The organism is Sphingopyxis italica (assembly GCF_011926545.1).
Lineage (GTDB): Bacteria > Pseudomonadota > Alphaproteobacteria > Sphingomonadales > Sphingomonadaceae > Sphingopyxis > Sphingopyxis italica.
Genome location: NZ_JAATIT010000001.1, coordinates 465,575 through 485,615, shown reverse-complemented (window position 1 = coordinate 485,615; position 20,041 = coordinate 465,575). Strand labels below are relative to the sequence as shown.

Below are 20,041 nucleotides of genomic sequence, written 5' to 3'. Positions count from 1 at the left end.
TTAGGCGAGGTGGAGGGTGGAGACGACGAGGTCGATCAGCTTGATGCCGATGAACGGCGCGACGAGCCCGCCGAGCCCGAACACCGACAGGTTGCGCGCGAGCAGCGGCCCCGCGGGCATCGGGCGATAGCGGACGCCCTTGAGCGCCAGCGGGACGAGGGCGGGAATGATTAGCGCGTTGAAGATGATCGCCGACAGCACGGCGCTTTCGGGCGTTGCCAGCCCCATCACGTTGAGCACCCCGAGCTGCGGATAGAGGACGACAAAAATCGCCGGGATGATCGCGAAATATTTGGCGACGTCGTTGGCGACCGAGAAGGTCGTGAGCGCGCCGCGCGTCATCAGCAGCTGTTTGCCGAGCCCGACGACCTCGATCAGCTTGGTCGGATCGCTGTCGAGATCGACCATATTGCCCGCCTCGCGCGCTGCCTGCGTTCCCGTGTTCATCGCGACGCCGACGTCGGCTTGGGCGAGCGCTGGCGCGTCGTTGGTGCCGTCGCCGCACATCGCAACGAGGCGGCCCGCGGCCTGTTCGCGGCGAATGAGTTCCAGCTTGTCCTCGGGCGTCGCCTGCGCGAGGAAATCGTCGACCCCGGCTTCGGCGGCGATCGCCGCCGCGGTGAGCGGATTGTCGCCGGTGATCATCACGGTGCGGATACCCATCTTGCGCAGCTCGCCGAAACGCTCGCGCACCCCCGCCTTGACGACGTCCTTGAGGTGGATCGCGCCGAGCAGGCGCCCCTCGCGCATCACGGCGAGCGGCGTGCCCCCCGAGCGCGCGATCTCCTCGGTGATCTTGCGGAGTTCGATCACCGCGGCGTTTTCGCCCTGCGGATGTGCATTCAGCACCGAATCGACCGCGCCCTTCTGGATCGTCACCCCGGCGACAACCACGCCCGACAGGCGTGTCTGCGCGGTAAAGGGAATGACCTCCGATCCCGCCGGCAACGTCTCGACGCGGATGGCATAGCGTTCGCGCGCAAGCGCGACGATCGACCGGCCCTCGGGCGTCTCGTCGGCGAGGCTCGACAGCAGCGCCCCCTCGGCAAGACGGTCGATCTCGATTCCGGCGAGCGGACGGAACTCGCTCGCCTGGCGATCGCCGACGGTGATCGTGCCCGTCTTGTCGAGCAGCAGGACATCCACGTCGCCCGCCGCCTCGACCGCGCGACCCGATTTGGCGAGCACATTGAAACGGACGAGCCGGTCCATGCCCGCGATGCCGATCGCCGACAGCAGCGCGGCGATGGTCGTCGGGATCAGGGTGATCAGCAGCGCGGCGAGCAGCGCGACCGGCACCGAGCCGCCGGCATAGGAAGCGAAACCGGGGATCGTCGATACCGCGATCAGGAAAATGATCGTCAGCCCGACGAGCAGGATGGTGAGCGCGACCTCGTTCGGGGTCTTGCGGCGTTCGGCGCCCTCGACGAGCGCGATCATGCGGTCGAGGAAGCCTTGTCCCGGTTCGGCGGTGACGCGCATTTTGATGCGGTCCGAAATGACGCGGGTTCCCGCGGTGACCGCCGACCTGTCGCCGCCCGCTTCGCGGATCACCGGCGCGCTTTCGCCGGTGATCGCGGCCTCGTTGACCGACGCGACGCCCTCGATCACCTCGCCGTCGGCGGGGATGAGGTCGCCCGTCTCGACGAGGACGATCTCGCCCTTTTCGAGCTGGCTCGCCGCCACGATCTCATAGGTGTCGCCGACGCCGAGCATCAGCTTGGCCCTGAGTTCGGCCTTGGCCCTGCGCAGCGACGCTGCTTGCGCGCGCCCTCGGCCCTCGGCGAGCGCTTCGGCGAAGGTGCCGAAGAATACGGTCAGCCACAGCCAGATCACCAGTTGAAACTCGAAGCCGATCGACAGGCCCGGTTCGCCGAGCGCGAGCAGCAGGGTCAGCAGCGTCGCGACGACGGCGGTTACGAACATCACCGGATTGCGGATCAGCTGGCGCGGATCGAGCTTTCGCACCGCATCGCGCATCGCGGGCACGACAAGGGCGGCGCTGAACATCGAAGTGGGAGCGTTCATGGACATATCCCTCAGAAAAGCCGGCCGCCGGCCACCGCGAGGTGATCGGCAATCGGACCAAGCGCGAGGCTGGGCAGGAAGGTGAGGCCGCCGAGGATCAGGATCACTCCGACGAGCAGGCCGACCCACAATCCGCCGGTGGTGGGAAAGGAGCCGCTGGTCGCCGCGGTGTGGCGCTTGGCGGCGAGGCTGCCCGCGATGGCGAGGATGGGGACGATCACGAAGAAGCGTCCGAGCCACATCGCGATCCCGAGCAGACCGTTATAGAAGGGCGTGCCCGCCGAGAGACCGGCGAAGGCCGAGCCATTGTTTCCGGCGCCCGAGGTGAAGGCGTAGAGGATCTCCGAAAAGCCGTGCGGCCCCTTGTTGAGCGGTCCTGCGAGGCCGGCGGGCAGCACGCTGCCGAGCGCGGTGAACCCCAGAATGACGAGCGGCAGCACCGCGACCGCGAGCATTGCGAGCTTGACCTCGCGCGCCTCGATCTTCTTGCCGACATATTCGGGAGTGCGCCCGACCATCAGGCCGGCGACGAACACCGCGAGGATGGCGAACAGCAGGAAACCGTAAATGCCCGCGCCGACGCCGCCGACGATCACCTCGCCGAGCTGCATGTTGAACAGCGGGATCATGCCGCCGAGCGCGGTGAAGCTGTCGTGCATCGCATTGACCGCGCCGCACGACGCCGCGGTGGTGACGACCGCGAAGAGGGCCGAGGCGGCGATGCCGAAGCGCACCTCCTTGCCCTCCATATTGCCGCCGCCGGCACCGAGCTGGTGCAGCAGGGGATTGCCTGTGGCTTCCTGCCAATAGGCGACGGTGATCCCGGCGATGAACAGCACGCCCATCGCGGCGAGGATCGCCCAGCCCTGGCGCGTATCGCCGACCGCCTTGCCGAAGCACCAAGGCATGCCGACGCCGATCGCGAAGATCGACAGCATCTGGACAAGGTTGGTGAGCGCGGTCGGATTCTCGAACGGATGCGCGCTGTTGGCGTTGAAGAAGCCGCCGCCGTTGGTGCCGAGCATCTTGATCGCTTCCTGGCTCGCGACGGGGCCGAGCGCGATCGTCTGCTTCACCCCTTCGAGCGTCGTCGCGTCGACCCAGCCGGCGAGCGTCTGCGGCACCCCGCTCGCGATCAGGAAGACCGCATAAACGACGCAGATCGGAAGCAGGAGATAGAGGGTCGCGCGCGTCATATCGGCCCAGAAATTGCCGATCGTCTTCATTTCGCGCCGCGCGAAGCCGCGGAACAGCGCGAAGGCGACGGCGATGCCGGTCGCCGCCGACAGGAAATTCTGGATCGTCAGCCCCAGCATCTGCGACAGGTTCGACAGCGTCGTCTCGCCCGCATACCATTGCCAGTTGGTGTTGGTGGTAAAGCTGACCGCGGTGTTGAACGCGCCGTCGGCGCCGACGCCCGCAAAACCCCGCGGATTGCCGGGCAGAACCCCCTGCAATCGCAGAATCGCATAAGTGAAGATCGCCAGCGCGAGGTTGAAGAGCAGCATGTGCAGCGCGTAGCGGCGCCAGCCCTGTTCCGCGCCCGGATCGATTCCGGCGAGACGGTAGAAGCCGCGCTCGACCGGACCGAGCAAGCGGTGCAGCGGGGTGGAGCGCCCTTCGTAGAGCGCGAACAGCCAGAGCCCCATCGGCTTCGCGAGCGCGGCGAGGATAGTGACGAAAAGCAGGATCAAGGCCCAGCCGGAAACGGTCATCGTCGGGTTCCGATCAGAAGCGCTCGGGCCGCAGCAGGACGGCGAGCAAATAGACGAGCAGCGCGGCGGCAGTGACGCCGGCGAGAATCAGCGAAGTCGACACGCGTCAGGCTCCGTCGCACAGGCGCGCGTAAGCGAGCGTCGCGGCGAACAGCAGGGCGATGAGGCCGAGCCACAATAGATCGGACATAGGGTTTCTCCGGCAAGGTCGGGCCGGCGGGCGATGGCCGCTGGACCGACGGGATGTGGCCCCGCTACGCCCCTTCGCCATAAAGTTTCGCGGGCGAATCCGGCGATCGGCATAAAGTTTCCGTAAAGATCTGCGGTGCGGCGTGGCGCGCCGTCCTTCGCTGCGCTAAGCCCGCGCCATGCCACCGGCCCTGCCTTCGTCCGGTAAAAAACCATCGCCCGACGCCTTGCTGCGTCAGGCGCGGCGCGAGGAGCGCGGGCGGTTGAAAATCTTCCTCGGCGCGGCGCCGGGGGTCGGCAAGACCTTTGCGATGCTCACCGAGGGCGCCGCGCTGAAGCGCGAAGGTGTCGACGTCGTCGTCGCGGTCGCCGAAACGCACGGCCGCGCCGAAACCGAAGCCTTGCTGGACGGCATGGAGGTCGTGCCGCGGCGCGAAATCGAATATCGCGGCCACCGCCTGACCGAAATGGACCTCGACGCCGTGCTCCGGCGCGCGCCCGCGCTCGCGCTGGTCGACGAATATGCGCATAGCAACGTCGAGGGCAGCCGCCATCCGAAACGCTGGCAGGATGTCGCCGAACTGCTCGATGCGGGGATCGACGTCTATACGACGCTCAACATCCAGCATGTCGAGAGCCTCAACGACGTGGTCGCGAGCTTCACCCGCGTCCGGGTGCGCGAGACCGTGCCCGACAGCGTGTTCGAGGGCGCCGAGATCAAGCTCGTCGACCTCCCGCCCGATGAATTGATCGACCGGCTGAAGCACGGCAAGGTCTATGTGCCGCAGGAAGCGTCGCGGGCGCTCGGTCATTTCTTTTCAAAGCCGAATCTGTCGGCGCTGCGCGAAATGGCGCTGCGCCGCGCCGCGCTCAGCGTCGATCGCCAGATGCTGCAGGACCTCGACGCCGGCGGGGTCGCGGGGACTTATGCGGCGGGCGAGCGCATCCTGGTGGCGATCAGCGAACAACCGGGCGCCGATGCGCTGGTTCGGACCGCGAAACGGCTCGCGGACGGGCTCAACGCGCCATGGACCGCCGTCCATATCGAGACCCCGCGCAGCCAGAATTTCGACGAGGATGCCAAGCGGCGGATTGCCGCGGCACTATCGCTCGCCGCCACTCTCGGCGCGACGATCGCCACCATCCCGTCCGAAAATGTCATCGCCGGGCTGCGCGGTCAGATCGAGGCGCAGCGCGCGACGCAGCTGATCATTGGCCGTTCGCAGCGCAGCTGGTGGTTCGAGCTGCGCCACGGGTCGGTGGTCGAAACGCTGATCCGCGGGTCCAAGGATCTGGCGGTCCACGTCATTCCATCGCTTGAGGCGGCGACCGGCGAGGCCGGGTGGAAAGCATGGCTGCGCGGCTGGGGCCAGCCGGCCGCCTATGCGGGTGCGCTGGCTTTGATCGCGGCGACGACGCTGCTTGCAAAGCTCATCGAACCGCTGATCGGGGGCGGCGCGGTCGATCTGATTTATCTCGTCCCGGTGATCGTCACCGCGACGCTCTATGGCCTCCGCTCCGGGCTGTTCGCCAGCATCGTCGCGGCACTGGCGTTCAACTTTTTTTTCCTCGACCCCATCCACACCTTCACCATTGCGGATCCGCAAAGCGTGCTGACGATGCTGGTGCTGACCGGCGTTGCGGCCGTTACCAGCAACCTCGCGGGTCGGCTCAGGACCCGCGCCCGGATCGGGGTGCGCAGCGCCGAGGAAAATGCCGCGCTCGCGGCGTTCGGGCAAATGCTGGCGCGTGCGGCGGATCGCGAAGCGACCGCGATCGCAACTTGCGACGAAGTGTCGCGGCTGCTCGGTGTGCGCTGTGTCATGCTCGCCGAAACCGACGGCGTTCTGAGCCCCATCGTGGCGCGCCCGCGTGAGGCGGCGATGTCGCCGATCGATCAGGCCGCGGCCGAATGGGCGTGGACCAGCGGCGAACCCGCCGGGCGCGGCACCGGCACCTTGCTCGCGTCCGACTGGCAATTCCATCCGCTCAAGACCAGCCTCGGCGTGCTCGCGGTGCTTGGCATCGCGCGCGACGACGACGGCGCGCCGGTCGCCGCCGACAAGGCGACCCTGCTCGCGACCCTGATCGGGCAGGCCGCGCTGGCGCACGAACGCCTCCATCTCGAGGACGAGATGCGCGGTCTGTCGGTGCTCGAGGAGCGCGACCGGTTGCGTGCGGCGTTGCTGTCGTCGATCGGCCATGATCTGCGCACCCCGCTGACCGGGGTGACCGCCGCGATCGAAGCGATCGGCGCCGAGTATCCGGACGCCCGCTCGCTGCTGACCGCGCGCGCCGAGCTGTCGCGCCTGCGCCGTTTTCTCGACAATCTGATCGAACTGGTGCGAATCGACGCCGGGGGCGTCCATCTCAGCATGGCGTCGGTCGACCTGACCGATGCGGTCGCCGGCGTCGTCCACGACCTCAAGGATGTGCTGCGCGGCCACCATATCGATTTTCAGGTTCCCGCCAGCCTGCCGTTCGTCAGGACCGACGAGCGGCTGCTTCATCATATTCTGCTCAACCTGGTCGCCAACGCCGTCCAGCATGGCGGCAATGCCGGGCCGATCTCGATCATCGGACGCCGGACCCCCGACGCCGTGTTGCTCGCGGTTCGGGACCGAGGCGAAGGGTTGGAGCCGGGCGCCGAGCCAATGATCTTCGACACCTTTGCGCGAGGCAAGGGTAGCGATCGCCACGGGGGGAGCGGTTTGGGCCTCGCCATCGCGAAAGGATTTTCCGACGCGCTTGGTATCGGGCTGGAGGCCGCCAATCACCCCGAAGGCGGCGCCGTCTTTACGCTGCGGTTTCCTCCGGAGTTGATCGTAGCCGTGGTTCCCGGCGATTAGGGCCAGGACCCATTTTTGACTGAATCGTCATCCCGGCGAAAGCCGCGCCTTTCGATCGCGGCGGGCGTTTCATCGTCGGGGCGACGCTCGCTATTCCGCCAACCATGCTCGCCGATCAGCGGGACGAAGCGGACGGTGCCGAGGTCGTCCTCGACGAAGCCGTCCTTGCCTATGCGGGTTACCCGCATCAACCGTTGCTCGTCGGCGTCGCCGATCGGGATGACGAGACGGCCGCCAGGCGCGAGCTGCCGGCGAAGCGGGTCGGGAACCGAGGGACCGCCGGCGGCCACCAACCCGACGCCGATTTCGAGGATGCGGTCCTCGGGCTGAATCTTCGCGGCCTCAAGCATCAGCGCGACGATATAGGGCTGCGAGATCGTCTGCCCCGCCTCGATCGGCAGCGGCGTGTCCTCATAGGCGAATTCGGCGAGGGTGCCGGGAACGAAGCGTTCGCGCGGGACTTCGCGCATCGCGTCCAGCACTCGCGCATCGCGCACGCCGCGCGCCACAATCTGATGGTCGACCATGGCGTTGCGGCGATCACTGACATCGGCCATCGCGACCTCCTCCGGTGCGTTCAGTCCCCTTCCTGCCGGCGGGGGCGCCTCCCCGCCTTTCTTCGTGCCGCCCTCCCCGAACAATGCGCTGCATGGCGATTGGTTTCGCGGGCGCGGAACCCGCACGGGCGGGCGACGTTCGAAGGTGGAGAAAGGCGCATGATGGAGCGAAGCTGGATCCCCTATTGCGGCGCGGCGCCGTTGCCGGGCGACTGGCTCGCGCGCTGGAATGGCGATCCCTGGCTCCTGCTCGTGCTCGGGCTGATCGCTTTTCTTGGCCTGCACCGCGATGTCGCGCCGCCCTTCTGGGCCGCGATGGGCATGCTGATCCTCCTCTTCATATCGCCGCTCTGCGCCCTGTCCTCGGCGCTCTTTTCGGTGCGCGTCGCGCATCATGTTCTGCTGACCGCTGTGGCGGCTCCGCTGCTGCTGTGGGGCATACCGCGCTTCGTCGTTCGCGGAAGCGCGGCGCTCTGGGCGGCGTTGCATATCCTGCTGTTCTGGTTCTGGCACGCGCCTGCGCCCTACACGGCGGCGCTTTCAACCGACCTCTTCTTCTGGACGATGCAGCTGTCGCTGCTCGCAAGCGCGGCCGCCTTCTGGGGCGTGCTGCGGCGCGCGTCCTCGCCCACGGCGATCCTGCTGCTGCTCGCGATGATGGTTCAGATGGGCTTGCTCGGCGCGTTGATCACTTTCGCCGGCGCGCCGCTTTATGCGCCGCATTATGCGACGACGATGGCGTGGGATCTGACTCCGCTCGAAGACCAGCAACTCGCCGGCCTCATCATGTGGGCGCCCGCCGCGGTCTTCTATCTCGCGGCGACGCTCTGGCGCGGCTGGCGCCTGCTGACGCCCGAGCAGGCACGGGCATGATCGAGGCGATCCAGGCCTGGGCCGCGCGCTACGCCGACGACCGGCGTTATACCCCGGTCGGACAGATTTTCCATTGGACGATGGCGGCGCTCATACTGTTCCAGCTCGGGTGGGGCTGGTGGATGAGCCGGATTCCCGCGGGCGGGGACAAGCTCGAGGCCTTTCGCGTCCACGCCGAGCTTGGGCTGCTCATGCTCGTGCTTGCGGTGCTGCGCGCGCTCTGGCGGCTGATCGTTCCGGGCCCGATCAACGACGCCGACCGCCTCGGCTGGCAGACCGCGGCGGCCTATGTCACGCATATCCTCTTCTATGTCTGTTTTTTCGGCCTGCCCCTGAGCGGCTGGGCGATGTGGTCGGCGGTCGAGGGCGAGCCGCTCAAGATCGCCGGTATCGTCCCTTTTCCCTATATGCCGTTCGATACGCTCGCGCCCGCGATCCAGTGGTGGATCCTCGACTGGGGCGAGGGCATCCACGCGCTGCTCATCCTCCTGCTGGTGGCGATGATCCCGATCCACGTGGGGGCGGCGCTGAAGCATCATTTCTGGGATCGCCACGATGTGTTGCGCGGGATGCTGCCCGATCTGGAGGGCGATGCGGAGAAAGCCCCGCCGCATAGGCCGAAACCGCCGCGACCTCGGAAGGTGAAAGCCGGCGGCTGATTTCGCGCATCTCGCCGAGCGGATCGTTACGCCGCTTTCCCTCGCGCCAAGCCCGAAGCTGGGCGGCAAGATAGGCGGCGGGCTGACCAGCGAGCGGCGGATTGCCCGCGCCGACGCTTTCGCCGCCCGCGCCGTGGCACGTCGCGCACGCCGCTAGCCCGCGCCCTGGATCGCCGAGGCGGTAGAGGCGTTCGCCGGCGGCGTTTCGGCCACCGACTTCCATCGGCGGCGGCGCCAACCCCGCATAATAGGCCGAGACTTTCGCGCGATCGCGGTCGCCCAACCGCAGCGCAATCGTCCGCATCACCAGGTGATCGCGCCGGCCATTGGCATAATCGTCGAGCTGGCGGTGCAGATAGCCGGGGTCGAGCCCGGCGAGGCGCGGGGTCTCGCGGCCGTCGCCTTCTCCCGCCAGCCCGTGACACGTCGCGCAGGCGGCCTTGGCCCCGCCGTCGCCGCCACTGAACGCGATCACCTCGCCCGTCGCGCGGAACGGGCTTTGATGCGGCGGCGCGCCGCACCCCATCAAGGGGGCCAGAAGGAAGAGGGGCAGCGCGCGCACCCTGTGGGAACCATTGTCGCCGCGGGGTGGTTCCCTTGGAGGCAAGCGAAGGATGGGGGCAAACGAAGGAAGGGCCATGCGCCGGGCAGGGGGTTTGATCGGATTGACGAGCATGATGCTGACGGCCTGCAGCCCTCCGGCGATCGATAGCGGCACCGCCGACCCCGACGCGATCGCGCGCGGCAAAGCCGCCGCCTACCGCCTCGGCTGCGGCGCCTGCCATGCCATGCCCGGTATCGATTGGCCCCAAGGACGAGTCGGACCGCCGCTTGCGGGTTTTGGCGATCGCGCGCTGATCGCGGGCGAGCTGCCCAATCGCCCCGCGCCGCTCGCCCGCTTCGTCCGCGACGCACCGGCGCTGATACCGGGAACGACAATGCCCGCTATCGCGATGAGCGAGCGCGACGCGCGCGATATCGCCGCATGGCTTTCGAGCCTGCATGACGAGTAGGACGGAGCCTCTTGCCGCCGGGGGCTGGCCGCCGCCAGTGCTTGACCCCGCCGGACCTTTTGCGGAGTCGGTGACGACACTCGCCTGGGTGCTGCTGCTCGGCGGCGGCGCGGTGCTGGTGATCGTGCTAGCGATGCTGGGTATCGCGCTTTTCGGCCCGCCAAGGCTCAAGACGCGGCTCGGCGGCGAGCGCGCGATCTGGGCGCTCGGCTTCGCCTTTCCGGCGGTCGTGCTCACCGGATTGCTGATCTGGGGCCTGACGCTCACCAGCTCGCTGTCGGCGACGCGCGTCGCCGGTGACGCGATGCGCGTCAAGATCATCGGCGAAATGTGGTGGTGGCGCGTCCATTATCAGGACGCCGACGGCCGCGAGATGCTGCGCGACGCGAACGAGTTGCACATCCCGGTCGGCAGGCCGGTGCTGCTCGAACTCGAGGCGGCCGACGTGATCCACAGCTTTTGGGTGCCGCGCCTCGGCGGCAAGATGGACATGATTCCCGGGCGCACCAACCGGCTGCTCATCCAGGCCGACGCCCCCGGCATCTACAAGGGGCAATGCGCCGAATATTGCGGCGGGCCGCACGCGCTGATGGGTTTTATCGTCGTCGCGCACAGCCCCGCGGATTTCGCGCGCTGGCGGGCCTCGCGGTTGCCGGAAAGCGCTGGCGCGGGGCGCGGGCTCGCGCTTTTCCTGTCGAGCGGCTGCGCGGCATGCCACACGATTCGCGGCACCCCCGCGAACGGTCTGGCGGGCCCCGACCTCACCCATGTCGGTTCGCGCCGGACGCTCGGCGCGGGAATCCTGCCGAACAATCCCGGCACGATGGCGGGCTGGATCGCCGACAGCCAGGCGATCAAGCCGGGCAACCGCATGCCCGCCTATCACCAGTTCAGCGGCGACGAGCTGCGCGCCGTCAGCGATTATCTGGTGACGCTGAAATGAGGTCCGAGACCGGCTTCGATCCCGCTCTCTACGATCGATTCCCCACCAAGGAGCCGCGCCCCGAGGGTGAGGAAGAGGAACTCCGGCGCATCTGGTGCAAGCCGAAGGGCTGGGAATATCTGACCGTCGTCAACAATAATTATGTCGGCATCTATTATCTCGGCACCGCCTTTCTCTTCTTCCTGATGGCGGGCGTCCTCGCGCTGCTGATGCGCGCGCAGCTCGCCGCACCGATGCTCGAGATATTGCCGCAGGCGACCTATAATCAGGTCTTCACCATGCACGGCACGGTGATGATGTTCCTCTTCGCGGTGCCCGCGGTCGAGGCGGCGGGGGTGCTGCTATTGCCGCAGATGCTCGCGGCGCGCGACCTGCCGTTTCCGCGCCTCTCGGCTTATGCCTTCTGGGCTTATGCGGTCGGCGGGCTCTGCTTCTTCGCTTCGATCTTCGTCGGCCTTGCCCCCGATGGCGGCTGGTTCATGTATCCGCCGCTCACCTCGAAAGCCTATTCCCCCGGGATCAACACCGACTTCTGGCTGCTCGGCATCGGCTTCATCGAGATCAGCGCGATCGCCGGCGCGATCGAGATCATCGTCGGGGTGCTCCGGACCCGCGCGCCGGGCATGAGCCTCGACAAGATGCCGATCTTCGCTTGGGCGATGCTCGTGTTCGCGGTGATGATCGTCATCGCCTTTCCCAGCATCATTCTCGGCACCTTGCTGCTCGAGATCGAGCGCGCGTTCAATTGGCCCTTCTTCGACGCGGCGCGCGGCGGCGATCCGCTTTTATGGCAGCATCTTTTCTGGTTCTTCGGGCATCCCGAGGTCTACATCATCTTCCTGCCCGCCGCCGGCATGATGAGCATGATCGTCGCGACCGTCGCCAAGACCGAACTCGTCGGTTACCGGCTGATCGTGCTCGCGATGCTCGCGACGGGCTTCATCAGCTTCGGCGTATGGGCGCATCATATGTTCACCACCGGCATGCCGCCGATGACGACCGGCTTCTTCTCGGCCGCCTCAATGGCGGTGAGCCTCCCCGCGGGCCTCCAGGTCTTTTCGTGGATCGCGACGCTCGCGATCGGCCAGCGCAGCTTCAACGCGCCGGGCCTGTTCGTTGTCGGCAGCATTGTCATCTTCGTGACCGGCGGGCTCACCGGGGTGATGGTCGCGATGGTGCCCTTCGACTGGCAGGCGCACGACAGCTATTTCATCGTCGCGCACCTCCATTATGTGCTGATCGGCGGCATGGTCTTCCCGCTGTTCGCCGCCTTCTATTACTGGATGCCGATGGTCAGCCGGCGCGCATTGTCCGAGCGGCTCGCCAAATGGGTGTTCGCCCTGATGTTCGCCGGCATGAATATCGCCTTCCTGCCGATGCACCTCGCGGGTCTCCAGGGCATGCCGCGGCGCGTCTATACCTATCTGCCGGGGCAGGGGTTCGAGCTGCCGAACCTCGTTTCGACGATCGGGGCGTTCATGCTTGGCTTGGGGGTGTTGCTGTTTCTGATCGACCTTGCGCGCAACTTCCGCCTCGCGCCCGGCGGCGGCAACGCGGGCAATGTCTATGACGGCGCGACGCTCGAATGGCTGCCGAGCGAGCTTTACTCGGCGCGTTCGATCCCCGTCGTGCGCAGCCGCGAGCCGCTGCGTGACGATCCCAGGCTCGCCGGGGATGTCGCAAAGGGGCGCCATTTCCTTCCCGGCTCGGCGACGGGTCATCGCGAGACGATCGTCACCAGCCCCTTGCTCGCCGAGCCCCAATATCTGCAGATCATGCCCGGCCCCTCGGCCTGGCCCTTCGCGGCGGCGGTCTTCACCGCGGGCTTTTTTCTCGCCCTGACCGTGCAGGCCTACAGCTTCGCGTGGGTCAGCGCGATACTCGCCGTCGTCTCGATACTGCGCTGGCTCTGGGAAACCGATCGACCGGTAAGGGATGAGGAGGTCGATATCGGGGCGGGCATCATGGTGCCGACCTATGTCACAGGCCCTGCGAGCCACGGCTGGTGGACGATGGTCATCCTGCTCGTCGTGATGGCGATGATCTTCATCATGGCGCTTTTCAGCCTTGCCTTTCTCGCCTCGAACCAGCCAGCCTTTTGGGCGCCGCCGCCGTCGATGGCCGCGGGCCTGCCGATATATTTCCTCTATGGCGCCGCTTTTCTCGCGGCACTCGCCGCGAGGCCGCTCCTCAAGCGCGACGCGCGCTGGCCGGTCGGCCTTTTCTTCGCTTCTGCCTTCGCGGCAGGGAGCGCGCTCTGGCTCGATTGGACCGGCTGGAGCGCGGCGGGACTCGCGCCGCAGGCGAGCGGTCAGGGTGCGGTGATCGCGGCGTTGCAGGCGCTCCAGGCTTTTGCCGTCGGCACCGGGCTGCTCATGGCGGCCTATTGCGCGGCGCGCGTGGCGCGCGGGTTGATGACGCAGCCGCGCAGCAACACGGTCGACCTGGCGATGCTCTTCCTCTGTTACACCGCCGCCCAGGGCTTGACCGGTGCGCTGTTCGGCCGCGCGATCGGCATGACCTGAAATGCGGACATGGGCGATCCTGCTCGGTGGGCTGCTGGTCTGGGCAGGGCATTTCTTTGCGCTGTACGGCATCGGGGAATTTGCCGGGGAGAGCGCGGCGTCGCGGGGCGCCGTCTTGCTGCTCACCGCGTCGGGTCTGGCGGCCGACGCCGTCCTCGCCTGGCGGCTGCTGCCGCTTTCCCGCGCGGGCGAATTCATGCGCTGGCGCGCGCGCGTCGCGCTGGGCGGCCTTGCGTTGAGCGCGCTCGCCATCGTTTGGCAGGCGCTGCCCGCACTGATCGGCTAGCGCCGTATATCTCGGCTAAAGCAGCTCGAACACGTCGTAGCGAACCGCGCCGCCGATGCTGGCGCCGAGCCCGACGGCGACGATGTCGTTGAGCCACAGGTAGCGGTCGTCGCCGGTCTCGAACATCGGCGTCGTGCGGAAATAGACCTCGGCCTTTTCTTCGGGAGTCTGCGGCCCGCCTTTCCGTGCGTGCTTGTGCGCAACCGACAGCGGGCGCAGCACGCCGCGATAGGAGACATAGATCAGCGCGCCATCGTGGGTTTCCATCGTGATGCGCGCGTCGAGCCGCAACGTGTCATTGTCGTCGATCGTCGCCCAGTCGCCCCCGCTCGGCATCACGCGGCCGTGCAGCCGCTCGCCCTCGACCTCGCCGCCGGTCAGCGCGGCGATCATCCGGCGCCCGAAATGCGCCTTGCCGATCATCTGCTGCGGCTCGGTGAAGCTGGCCTTATATGAGCAAAGATGGCGGAAACGGGGCTCTTCCATCGGTCGTCCTTTCGGTAAAAAGGGGGAGGGGAGCGCGGCGGCGCAAGGGATGCCGCCGCGCGTGCCCGATCAGATCCGGAACGCGACCGTCACGCCATAGGTACGCGGCGGCGCATAAGGCGTCAGGATCTGACGAAAGGGACCGAAATAGGTGACATAGGTCGGCGTCAGCTCGTCGGTCAGATTCTTGCCCCACAGCGACAGCTCCCAGCGCTCGTCTGGGCCAGAAAGCGACAGCCGCGCATCCAGATTATCGTGCGAAGGCCAGAGTTGCTGCGGAATGTTCGACGCCTCGAAATAGGCATCGTCGACCCAGCTGTAATCGACGCGCAGCTTGGCCGACAGGTCGCCGATCGGGGTTTCATACTGGCCGCCGATGTTGAACTTGTTCTTCGGTGAACGCGGCAGGCGATTGCCCGCATAATCCTGGCCGGGAATGGTATATTCGGTGAACTTCGCATCGAGATAGGCGTAGCTGCCGTCGATCTGGAGCCCGTCGAACGGCCGCGCGACGGCCTCGACTTCGATTCCCTTGATCCGCGCTTTCGCCGCGTTGCTGACGACGACGCAGCACAGCGGGATGAGCTGCGAGATCTGGAGGTCCGAATAGTCGGTGCGGAACGCCGCGACATTGAGCCGCAGGCGGCGGTCGAGCCAGTCGGTCTTCGCGCCGACCTCATAGCCCCAGGCGAATTCGGGGTCATAGGGGGTGGAGGCGCCCGCTGCGGTTCCCGACAATCCCTGGAAACCGCCGCTCTTGTAACCGCGCGCGACCGAGGCATAGAGCAGTACGTCGTCGGTCGCCTTCCAGTTGAGCGCGAAGCGCGGGGTGAAAGCCTTCCAGCTTTTCTTGCCGGTCACGTCATAGCCGGCGAGCGACCCCAGCGGCGGGGGCAGGCCCGGGCCGTCGTCGGCCTTGAACCCGGCGAAGCGGCCGCTCTTGCGCTCCCATGTCATGCGCGCGCCCACCGTTGCGGTCAGCGACGGCACGACCTCGACATCGACCTGACCGAAGATGGCGAAGCTGCGCGCATCGACCGACTGCGGATAGATGCCCGTCCCCGAGCTTGCGGGGGTCGGAAAATCCTGAATCTGCCCTTCGATACGGTCGTTGTTCTCCTTCAGGAAATAGACGCCCGTCTGGCCCTTCAACCGGCCGTCCCACGCATCGAACGAAAGCCGCAGCTCCTGGCTGAACTGACTGTTGTCCTCTTCACCGAAGCTCGTCGATTCGATCTGCGCCGGCGGGTTGACCGGATTGCTGAAGAAGGGGGTGACGAAGTTGAACTTCACCTTGCGCAGCGCGGTGAGCGAAGTGAGCGTCCCGAACGGCAGGTCGAGGTTGGCCTCGGCCGAATAGGTCTGGATCGTCCGTTTGACCTCGCCGTCGATATAAGCGTTCACGACGCGCGGATCGGGGTTGATGCCGACGCAGTGGATGCCGCCCTGAAAGCTGGCGTCGCAATTATTGTGGCGCGGATTGCCCTTCTGGTCCTGATGCGAGATGTCGGCGCGCAGGATGATGTCGAGCGTGTCGGTGGGCACGAAACGCAGCGCGATGCGGCCCGTCGTCAGGTTGAGGTCGTTGACGTCGTTGCCCGTGGTTTCGTTATATTCGAAGCCGTCGCGCCGCTTGTGCGACAGTCCTGCAGACAGATAGACCTTGTCGGTTAGCGCCATATTGCCGCGCGCGATCACGCCGAAGCGGTCGTAATTGCCGTAGGTGCCCTCGAAAAAGAAGCTCTCCTCATCGGTCGGCTTGCGGCTGATGAACTGGACGAGGCCGCCGATCGCATTCTTGCCGAACAATGTGCCTTGCGGACCGCGCAGCACCTCGACGCGTTCGAGGTCGAGCGCGTCGAGATCGGGCGTACCGCCGCGTCCGGCATAGACGCCGTCGATGAAGACGACCACCGAGGGGTCGCCGCCGGCGTTCTGGCTGATCCCCGGCGCGCTGCCGATGCCGCGCATCGCGAAGTTGGTGTTGACCGGATCGACCGCGCTGACCGCAAGGCCCGGTGTGCGGAGCGCGATATCCTGCACGGTTTCGATGCTGTTGTCGCGAAGCTGTTCGGCGCCGAAAGCGGTGACCGAGACCGGGACATCCTGAAGCCGTTGTTCCTGTCGCTGCGCCGTGACGATGATGTCGCCGCTCGCATCTTCGGCCGAATCCTGCGCCGTGGCGGCCGCTGGCAGCGCGGCGACCGCCAAGAAGAGGACAGACTGCTTCCTTCGGAAATTTGTCATCTCGCGTCTCCCAACACTTTGTTTTTCGTACGTTCCGGTCATGCTTGACTCGGCCGCAAATTTACTTAGTCTTCTAAGTAATTGTTTCTATATAACAGGCCGGCTTGCGGCGCAAGAGCGAGCGGCGATTGGGAGGACGGGGTCGATGGCGACGGACATCGCGAAAGGCGCATCGCAAGACGAGGCGGCCGCCGCGGGTGAAGCGGGGCAGGGCTGGCCGCGCCCCCTCTACAGCTGGTACGTCGTCGGCGTTCTTTTGCTCGCCTATACGCTGTCCTTCATCGACCGGATGATCCTCACCCTGCTCGTCGCGCCGATCCGCGCCGCGCTGGACATTTCGGACACCGAAGTCAGCTTGCTCATCGGGCTCGCCTTCGCTTTATTCTATACCGTGCTCGGCCTGCCGATCGCGTGGATCGCCGACCGGTGGAACCGGCGGAATCTCATTCTCGTCGGGGTGGCGCTCTGGAGCGCGATGACCGCCGGTTGCGGCTTCGCGGGAAGCTATGCGACGCTGTTCCTGGCCCGCATGGGGGTCGGGGTCGGCGAGGCGGCGCTGTCGCCCGCCGCCTATTCGATGCTCAGCGACACCTTTCCGCGCGACCGGCTGGCACGGGCGATGGCGGTCTATTCGATCGGCGTACCGCTCGGTTCGGGCGTTGCGCTGATCCTCGGCTCGTTCGTCGTTCAGGCGGTCCTCGCGGCGCCGATGGTCGACCTGCCGCTGATCGGGCCGGTCGAAGCGTGGCGCACGATTTTCCTGTGGGTCGCGGCGCCAGGGCTGCTCGTGTGCCTGCTGTTGCTGACGGTGCGCGAGCCGCGACGCCACGGCGTTCGACAGCCTGCGGCCGTGCGCGGCGACGCGGCGCCGCCGGCGCCCGGATTTATGGCGCATCTGGCCGGACACCGGGCTTCGCTCGGGGCGCTGTTCGCGGGCATGTCGCTAATCGGGCTCGTCATGTATGGCGTGATCGCGTGGGTGCCGACCTTTTTCGCGCGCACCTATGGCATGGACGTTTCGCAAGCCGGCCTGTGGTTCGGTATCATCATGGCGACGGGCGGCGCCGCGGGGCTGGTGGCGGGCGGAACGCTCGCCGACCGATTGTTCGCAAAAGGGGTCGCCGATGCGCATCTGCGCGTGATGCGCCTGTCGATCCTGCTTGGCGGGCCGCCTTTGCTCGCCGCGGTGCTGATGCCCGACGCCACGCTTGCCCTCGCCATGCTCGCGCTCGCCTTTCCCATGCTGACGATGCACGGCGTCGGCACGGTGGCGCTGCAGTTCATTACGCCGAACGAATATCGCGCCCGCGTCACCGCGCTCTATTTCTTCGTCGTCAACCTGATTGGGCTCGGCTTCGGCCCGATGCTGATCGCGCTGCTCACCGACCATCTGTTCGGCGACGATGGCGCGCTGCGCTATTCGATCGCGCTGGTGACGGGCGTGGCGCTGCCGCTTGCGGCAATCGCCCTGACCGCGGGCTTTTCGGCCTTCGCTCGCGATCTGGCTGAGACGGGGGATCCCGCCCGCTGACCTGTGCGCTCGTTGCCATGGGCCTATGGTTCGGGTGGCTACGCCGGTGTAACCGGAAAGTGCGCAGGATATGGGCGGTACTGCGAGCGAATATCGCGCAAAGCCAGAATGCTTTGGCGTAGCCTTTTCGCAGGTCTGAAAGAATGGCTCCCCGGGTAGGATTCGAACCTACGACCGGTCGATTAACAGTCGACTGCTCTACCGCTGAGCTACCGAGGAACACGCCGCCGAAGCGGATAAGGCGGCCCCTTTGCCGCCAACCGATATAATTATCAAGAGGGTTTTGGCGGCTTTGTGTCTCTCAGGCGATAAATTGTTCCATCGCGATGCGTTCGTCGAGGCCCTGGTCGGGATCGAACAGCAAAGTCAGCGGCCGGCTGCGGTCGGTGGTCACCAACACGGTCTTCACATCGCGGATCTCGCGCTGGTCGGCGACCGCGCTGACCGGGCGTTTGGCGGCTTCGCGGACGTTGAAGCGGATGCTCGTCGATTCGGGGACGAGCGCGCCGCGCCAACGCCGCGGGCGGAAGGGGCTGATCGGCGTCAGTGCGAGCATCGCCGAATCGAGCGGCAGGATCGGGCCATTGGCGCTGAGATTGTAAGCGGTCGATCCGGCGGGGGTCGAGACGAGCACGCCGTCGCACGCCAGTTCCTCGAGCATCGTCCTTTCGTTGATCATCACCTCGAGCTTTGCCGCCTGGCGCGTTTCGCGGAGCAGCGAGATTTCGTTGATCGCGGGCAATATGTGCCGTTCTCCGCTGATGGTCGTGATATCGCCCGACAAGGGGTGGATCAGATAGGGGCGCGCGGCGGCGATGCGATCGAGCAGCCCCTCGACGCGAAACTCGTTCATCAGAAAGCCGATCGTGCCGCGGTTCATCCCGAAAACGGGCAGGCTGCGCCGCTGGTCGAGCAGCTGATGCAGCATGTGCAGCAGGAACCCGTCGCCGCCGAGCGCGATCAAGAGGTCGGCCTCCGCGAGGTCGACGAAGTCGTAGAGCGGGCGAAGTTCGGCTTCCGCTTCCATCGCCGCGGGCGCGTTCGACGCGACGAGCGCGATCTTGCGTTGCATCTTGGTCCCCTCCCGGACAGCCTGTCAGCCGCCCGTTGCACTCATATGACGCGCGACCGCCGGTTTGGACTCTCGTTCGATATGAAAGTCATGCGCGCGGGGTTTGCCAGCCAATGCCGCATCGATCAAGCCGTTGACATCGCCGCCGTCGCGCAGGGCGGCGCGCAGGTCGACATGGTCATCCTTGCCGAGGCACATATAGACGCGGCCTTCGACGGTCAGGCGGATGCGGTTGCACGTCGCGCAGAAATTGTCGCTGAGCGGCGTGATCAGGCCGAGCGTCACCGGGCTGTCTTCGACCGCGAAATAGCGCGCGGGGCCGCCGGTCCGCTTGTCGACCGGATAGATGGCGCGCGCCTCGCGCAGCGGCGCGATGAACTGGTGAAGCGGGATATAATGATCGCTGCGGTCGTCCGCGATCTCGCCGAGCGGCATCGTTTCGATGAGGGTGAGGTCGCAGCCGGCCCTGGCGCAATGATCGAGCATCGGGAGCAGCTGGTCTTCGTTAAGCCCGGCGAGCGCGACCATATTGATCTTGACCGCCAGTCCCGCATTGCGCGCCGCTTCGATCCCGCGCAGCGCGACGGCCAGATCGCCGACGCGCGTGATATGACGGAACGCCGCCGGATCGAGCGTGTCGAGACTGACGTTGATGCGGCGGACGCCGGCCGCCGCCAGCATCGGCGCATGTTCGGCGAGCCGCATGGCGTTGGTGGTCAGCGTCAGCTCGTCGAGGCCGTGGCCGATCAGCGCGCCCAATCGCATCGCGAGCGTATCGATACCGCGCCGCACGAGCGGCTCGCCGCCGGTCAGGCGGATGCGGCGGACGCCGCGCGCGACGAACCGCGCCGCCAGCTCGCCCATCTCCTCGATGCTGAGCACCGCCGATTTGGGCAGGAAAATCATGTCTTCCGCCATGCAATAGCGGCAGCGCAAGTCGCAGCGATCGGTAACCGACAGGCGCAAGTAACTGATCCGCCGGCCAAGTCCGTCGATCAGGGGCGCCGACGACGCGGCGGGGTGAGATAATGGGACAGCCACGGACATATTGTGGTGCAAAAGGCACGA

16 protein-coding genes, 1 tRNA gene and 1 pseudogene are annotated in these 20,041 nt (G+C 66.6%); 8 read left to right on the top strand and 10 right to left on the bottom strand.

The window, feature by feature from the left end; genetic code table 11:
* Genes kdpB through kdpF form a run of 3 tightly spaced genes read right to left on the bottom strand, consistent with a single transcriptional unit; the run spans position 1 to position 3,846 of the window.
* A complete protein-coding gene (kdpB, locus tag GGR90_RS02100) occupies positions 1–2,028 on the bottom strand; it encodes a potassium-transporting ATPase subunit KdpB (protein ID WP_209023531.1) in 2,028 nt (675 codons plus the stop codon).
* An 11-nt stretch (positions 2,029–2,039) separates the two neighbouring features.
* Entirely contained in the window at positions 2,040–3,743 is a 1,704-nt protein-coding gene (kdpA, locus tag GGR90_RS02095) for a potassium-transporting ATPase subunit KdpA (RefSeq protein ID WP_167919029.1), read from the bottom strand.
* A 13-nt stretch (positions 3,744–3,756) separates the two neighbouring features.
* Positions 3,757–3,846, bottom strand: a complete 90-nt coding sequence (kdpF, locus tag GGR90_RS19580; protein WP_137753255.1) for a K(+)-transporting ATPase subunit F — start codon at positions 3,844–3,846, stop codon at positions 3,757–3,759.
* Positions 3,847–4,111: 265 nt separating this feature from the next.
* Between kdpF and GGR90_RS02085 the strand changes: the two genes are divergently transcribed.
* Positions 4,112–6,781 carry a sensor histidine kinase gene (locus GGR90_RS02085; protein ID WP_209023530.1) on the top strand — a complete coding sequence of 890 codons (2,670 nt, stop codon included), beginning with the start codon at positions 4,112–4,114 and terminating at the stop codon, positions 6,779–6,781.
* Here the strand turns inward: GGR90_RS02085 and GGR90_RS02080 are convergent.
* On the bottom strand, positions 6,778–7,338 hold the full coding sequence (locus GGR90_RS02080; protein WP_167919027.1) for a protein-L-isoaspartate O-methyltransferase family protein: 561 nt from the start codon (positions 7,336–7,338) through the stop codon (positions 6,778–6,780). The genes GGR90_RS02085 and GGR90_RS02080 overlap by 4 nt on opposite strands.
* A gap of 159 nt (positions 7,339–7,497) precedes the next feature.
* On the opposite strand from GGR90_RS02080, the gene GGR90_RS02075 reads away from it, so the two are divergent.
* Together GGR90_RS02075 and GGR90_RS02070 are read left to right on the top strand one after the other, a co-directional pair.
* Positions 7,498–8,211, top strand: a complete 714-nt coding sequence (locus GGR90_RS02075; RefSeq protein ID WP_245198361.1) for a cytochrome c oxidase assembly protein — start codon at positions 7,498–7,500, stop codon at positions 8,209–8,211.
* The gene (locus GGR90_RS02070) at positions 8,208–8,870 is read left to right on the top strand and encodes a cytochrome b (RefSeq protein ID WP_245198359.1); all 663 of its coding nucleotides are present in this window, start codon (positions 8,208–8,210) and stop codon (positions 8,868–8,870) included. The genes GGR90_RS02075 and GGR90_RS02070 overlap by 4 nt, the downstream gene beginning before the upstream one ends.
* Positions 8,871–8,883: 13 nt before the next feature.
* Here GGR90_RS02070 and GGR90_RS19730 read toward each other — a convergent pair.
* Positions 8,884–9,396 (bottom strand): annotated as a pseudogene (locus tag GGR90_RS19730) (c-type cytochrome); the annotation flags it as partial.
* Between the two features lie 151 nt (positions 9,397–9,547).
* On the opposite strand from GGR90_RS19730, the gene GGR90_RS02060 reads away from it, so the two are divergent.
* Genes GGR90_RS02060 through GGR90_RS02045 form a run of 4 tightly spaced genes read left to right on the top strand, consistent with a single transcriptional unit; the run spans position 9,548 to position 13,637 of the window.
* Positions 9,548–9,883 carry a c-type cytochrome gene (locus GGR90_RS02060; RefSeq protein ID WP_245198358.1) on the top strand — a complete coding sequence of 112 codons (336 nt, stop codon included), beginning with the start codon at positions 9,548–9,550 and terminating at the stop codon, positions 9,881–9,883.
* Positions 9,873–10,826 carry a cytochrome c oxidase subunit II gene (gene coxB, locus GGR90_RS02055; protein ID WP_167919021.1) on the top strand — a complete coding sequence of 318 codons (954 nt, stop codon included), beginning with the start codon at positions 9,873–9,875 and terminating at the stop codon, positions 10,824–10,826. Before GGR90_RS02060 ends, coxB begins: the two co-directional genes overlap by 11 nt.
* Positions 10,823–13,351, top strand: a complete 2,529-nt coding sequence (locus tag GGR90_RS02050) for a cbb3-type cytochrome c oxidase subunit I (protein WP_167919019.1) — start codon at positions 10,823–10,825, stop codon at positions 13,349–13,351. Before coxB ends, GGR90_RS02050 begins: the two co-directional genes overlap by 4 nt.
* A gap of 1 nt (position 13,352) precedes the next feature.
* The gene (locus GGR90_RS02045; RefSeq protein ID WP_167919017.1) at positions 13,353–13,637 is read left to right on the top strand and encodes a hypothetical protein; all 285 of its coding nucleotides are present in this window, start codon (positions 13,353–13,355) and stop codon (positions 13,635–13,637) included.
* A 15-nt stretch (positions 13,638–13,652) separates the two neighbouring features.
* Here the strand turns inward: GGR90_RS02045 and GGR90_RS02040 are convergent, their stop codons facing one another.
* Both GGR90_RS02040 and GGR90_RS02035 read right to left on the bottom strand, forming a co-directional pair.
* Positions 13,653–14,123: a DUF3237 domain-containing protein gene (locus GGR90_RS02040; RefSeq protein ID WP_167919015.1), complete on the bottom strand. Its 471-nt coding sequence runs from the start codon at positions 14,121–14,123 to the stop codon at positions 13,653–13,655.
* A gap of 69 nt (positions 14,124–14,192) precedes the next feature.
* A complete protein-coding gene (locus GGR90_RS02035) occupies positions 14,193–16,334 on the bottom strand; it encodes a TonB-dependent receptor (protein ID WP_167919013.1) in 2,142 nt (713 codons plus the stop codon).
* 181 nt (positions 16,335–16,515) lie between these two features.
* Between GGR90_RS02035 and GGR90_RS02030 the strand changes: the two genes are divergently transcribed.
* Entirely contained in the window at positions 16,516–17,901 is a 1,386-nt protein-coding gene (locus GGR90_RS02030) for a spinster family MFS transporter (protein ID WP_167919011.1), read from the top strand.
* Between the two features lie 144 nt (positions 17,902–18,045).
* Here the strand turns inward: GGR90_RS02030 and GGR90_RS02025 are convergent.
* From GGR90_RS02025 to moaA, 3 genes are all read right to left on the bottom strand, one after another.
* Positions 18,046–18,120 (bottom strand) — tRNA-Asn (locus tag GGR90_RS02025).
* Between the two features lie 82 nt (positions 18,121–18,202).
* A complete protein-coding gene (locus tag GGR90_RS02020; protein WP_167919009.1) occupies positions 18,203–18,973 on the bottom strand; it encodes an NAD kinase in 771 nt (256 codons plus the stop codon).
* 24 nt (positions 18,974–18,997) lie between these two features.
* Positions 18,998–20,020, bottom strand: a complete 1,023-nt coding sequence (gene moaA / locus GGR90_RS02015; protein ID WP_167919007.1) for a GTP 3',8-cyclase MoaA — start codon at positions 20,018–20,020, stop codon at positions 18,998–19,000.
* Between the last annotated feature and the right edge of the window lie 21 nt (positions 20,021–20,041).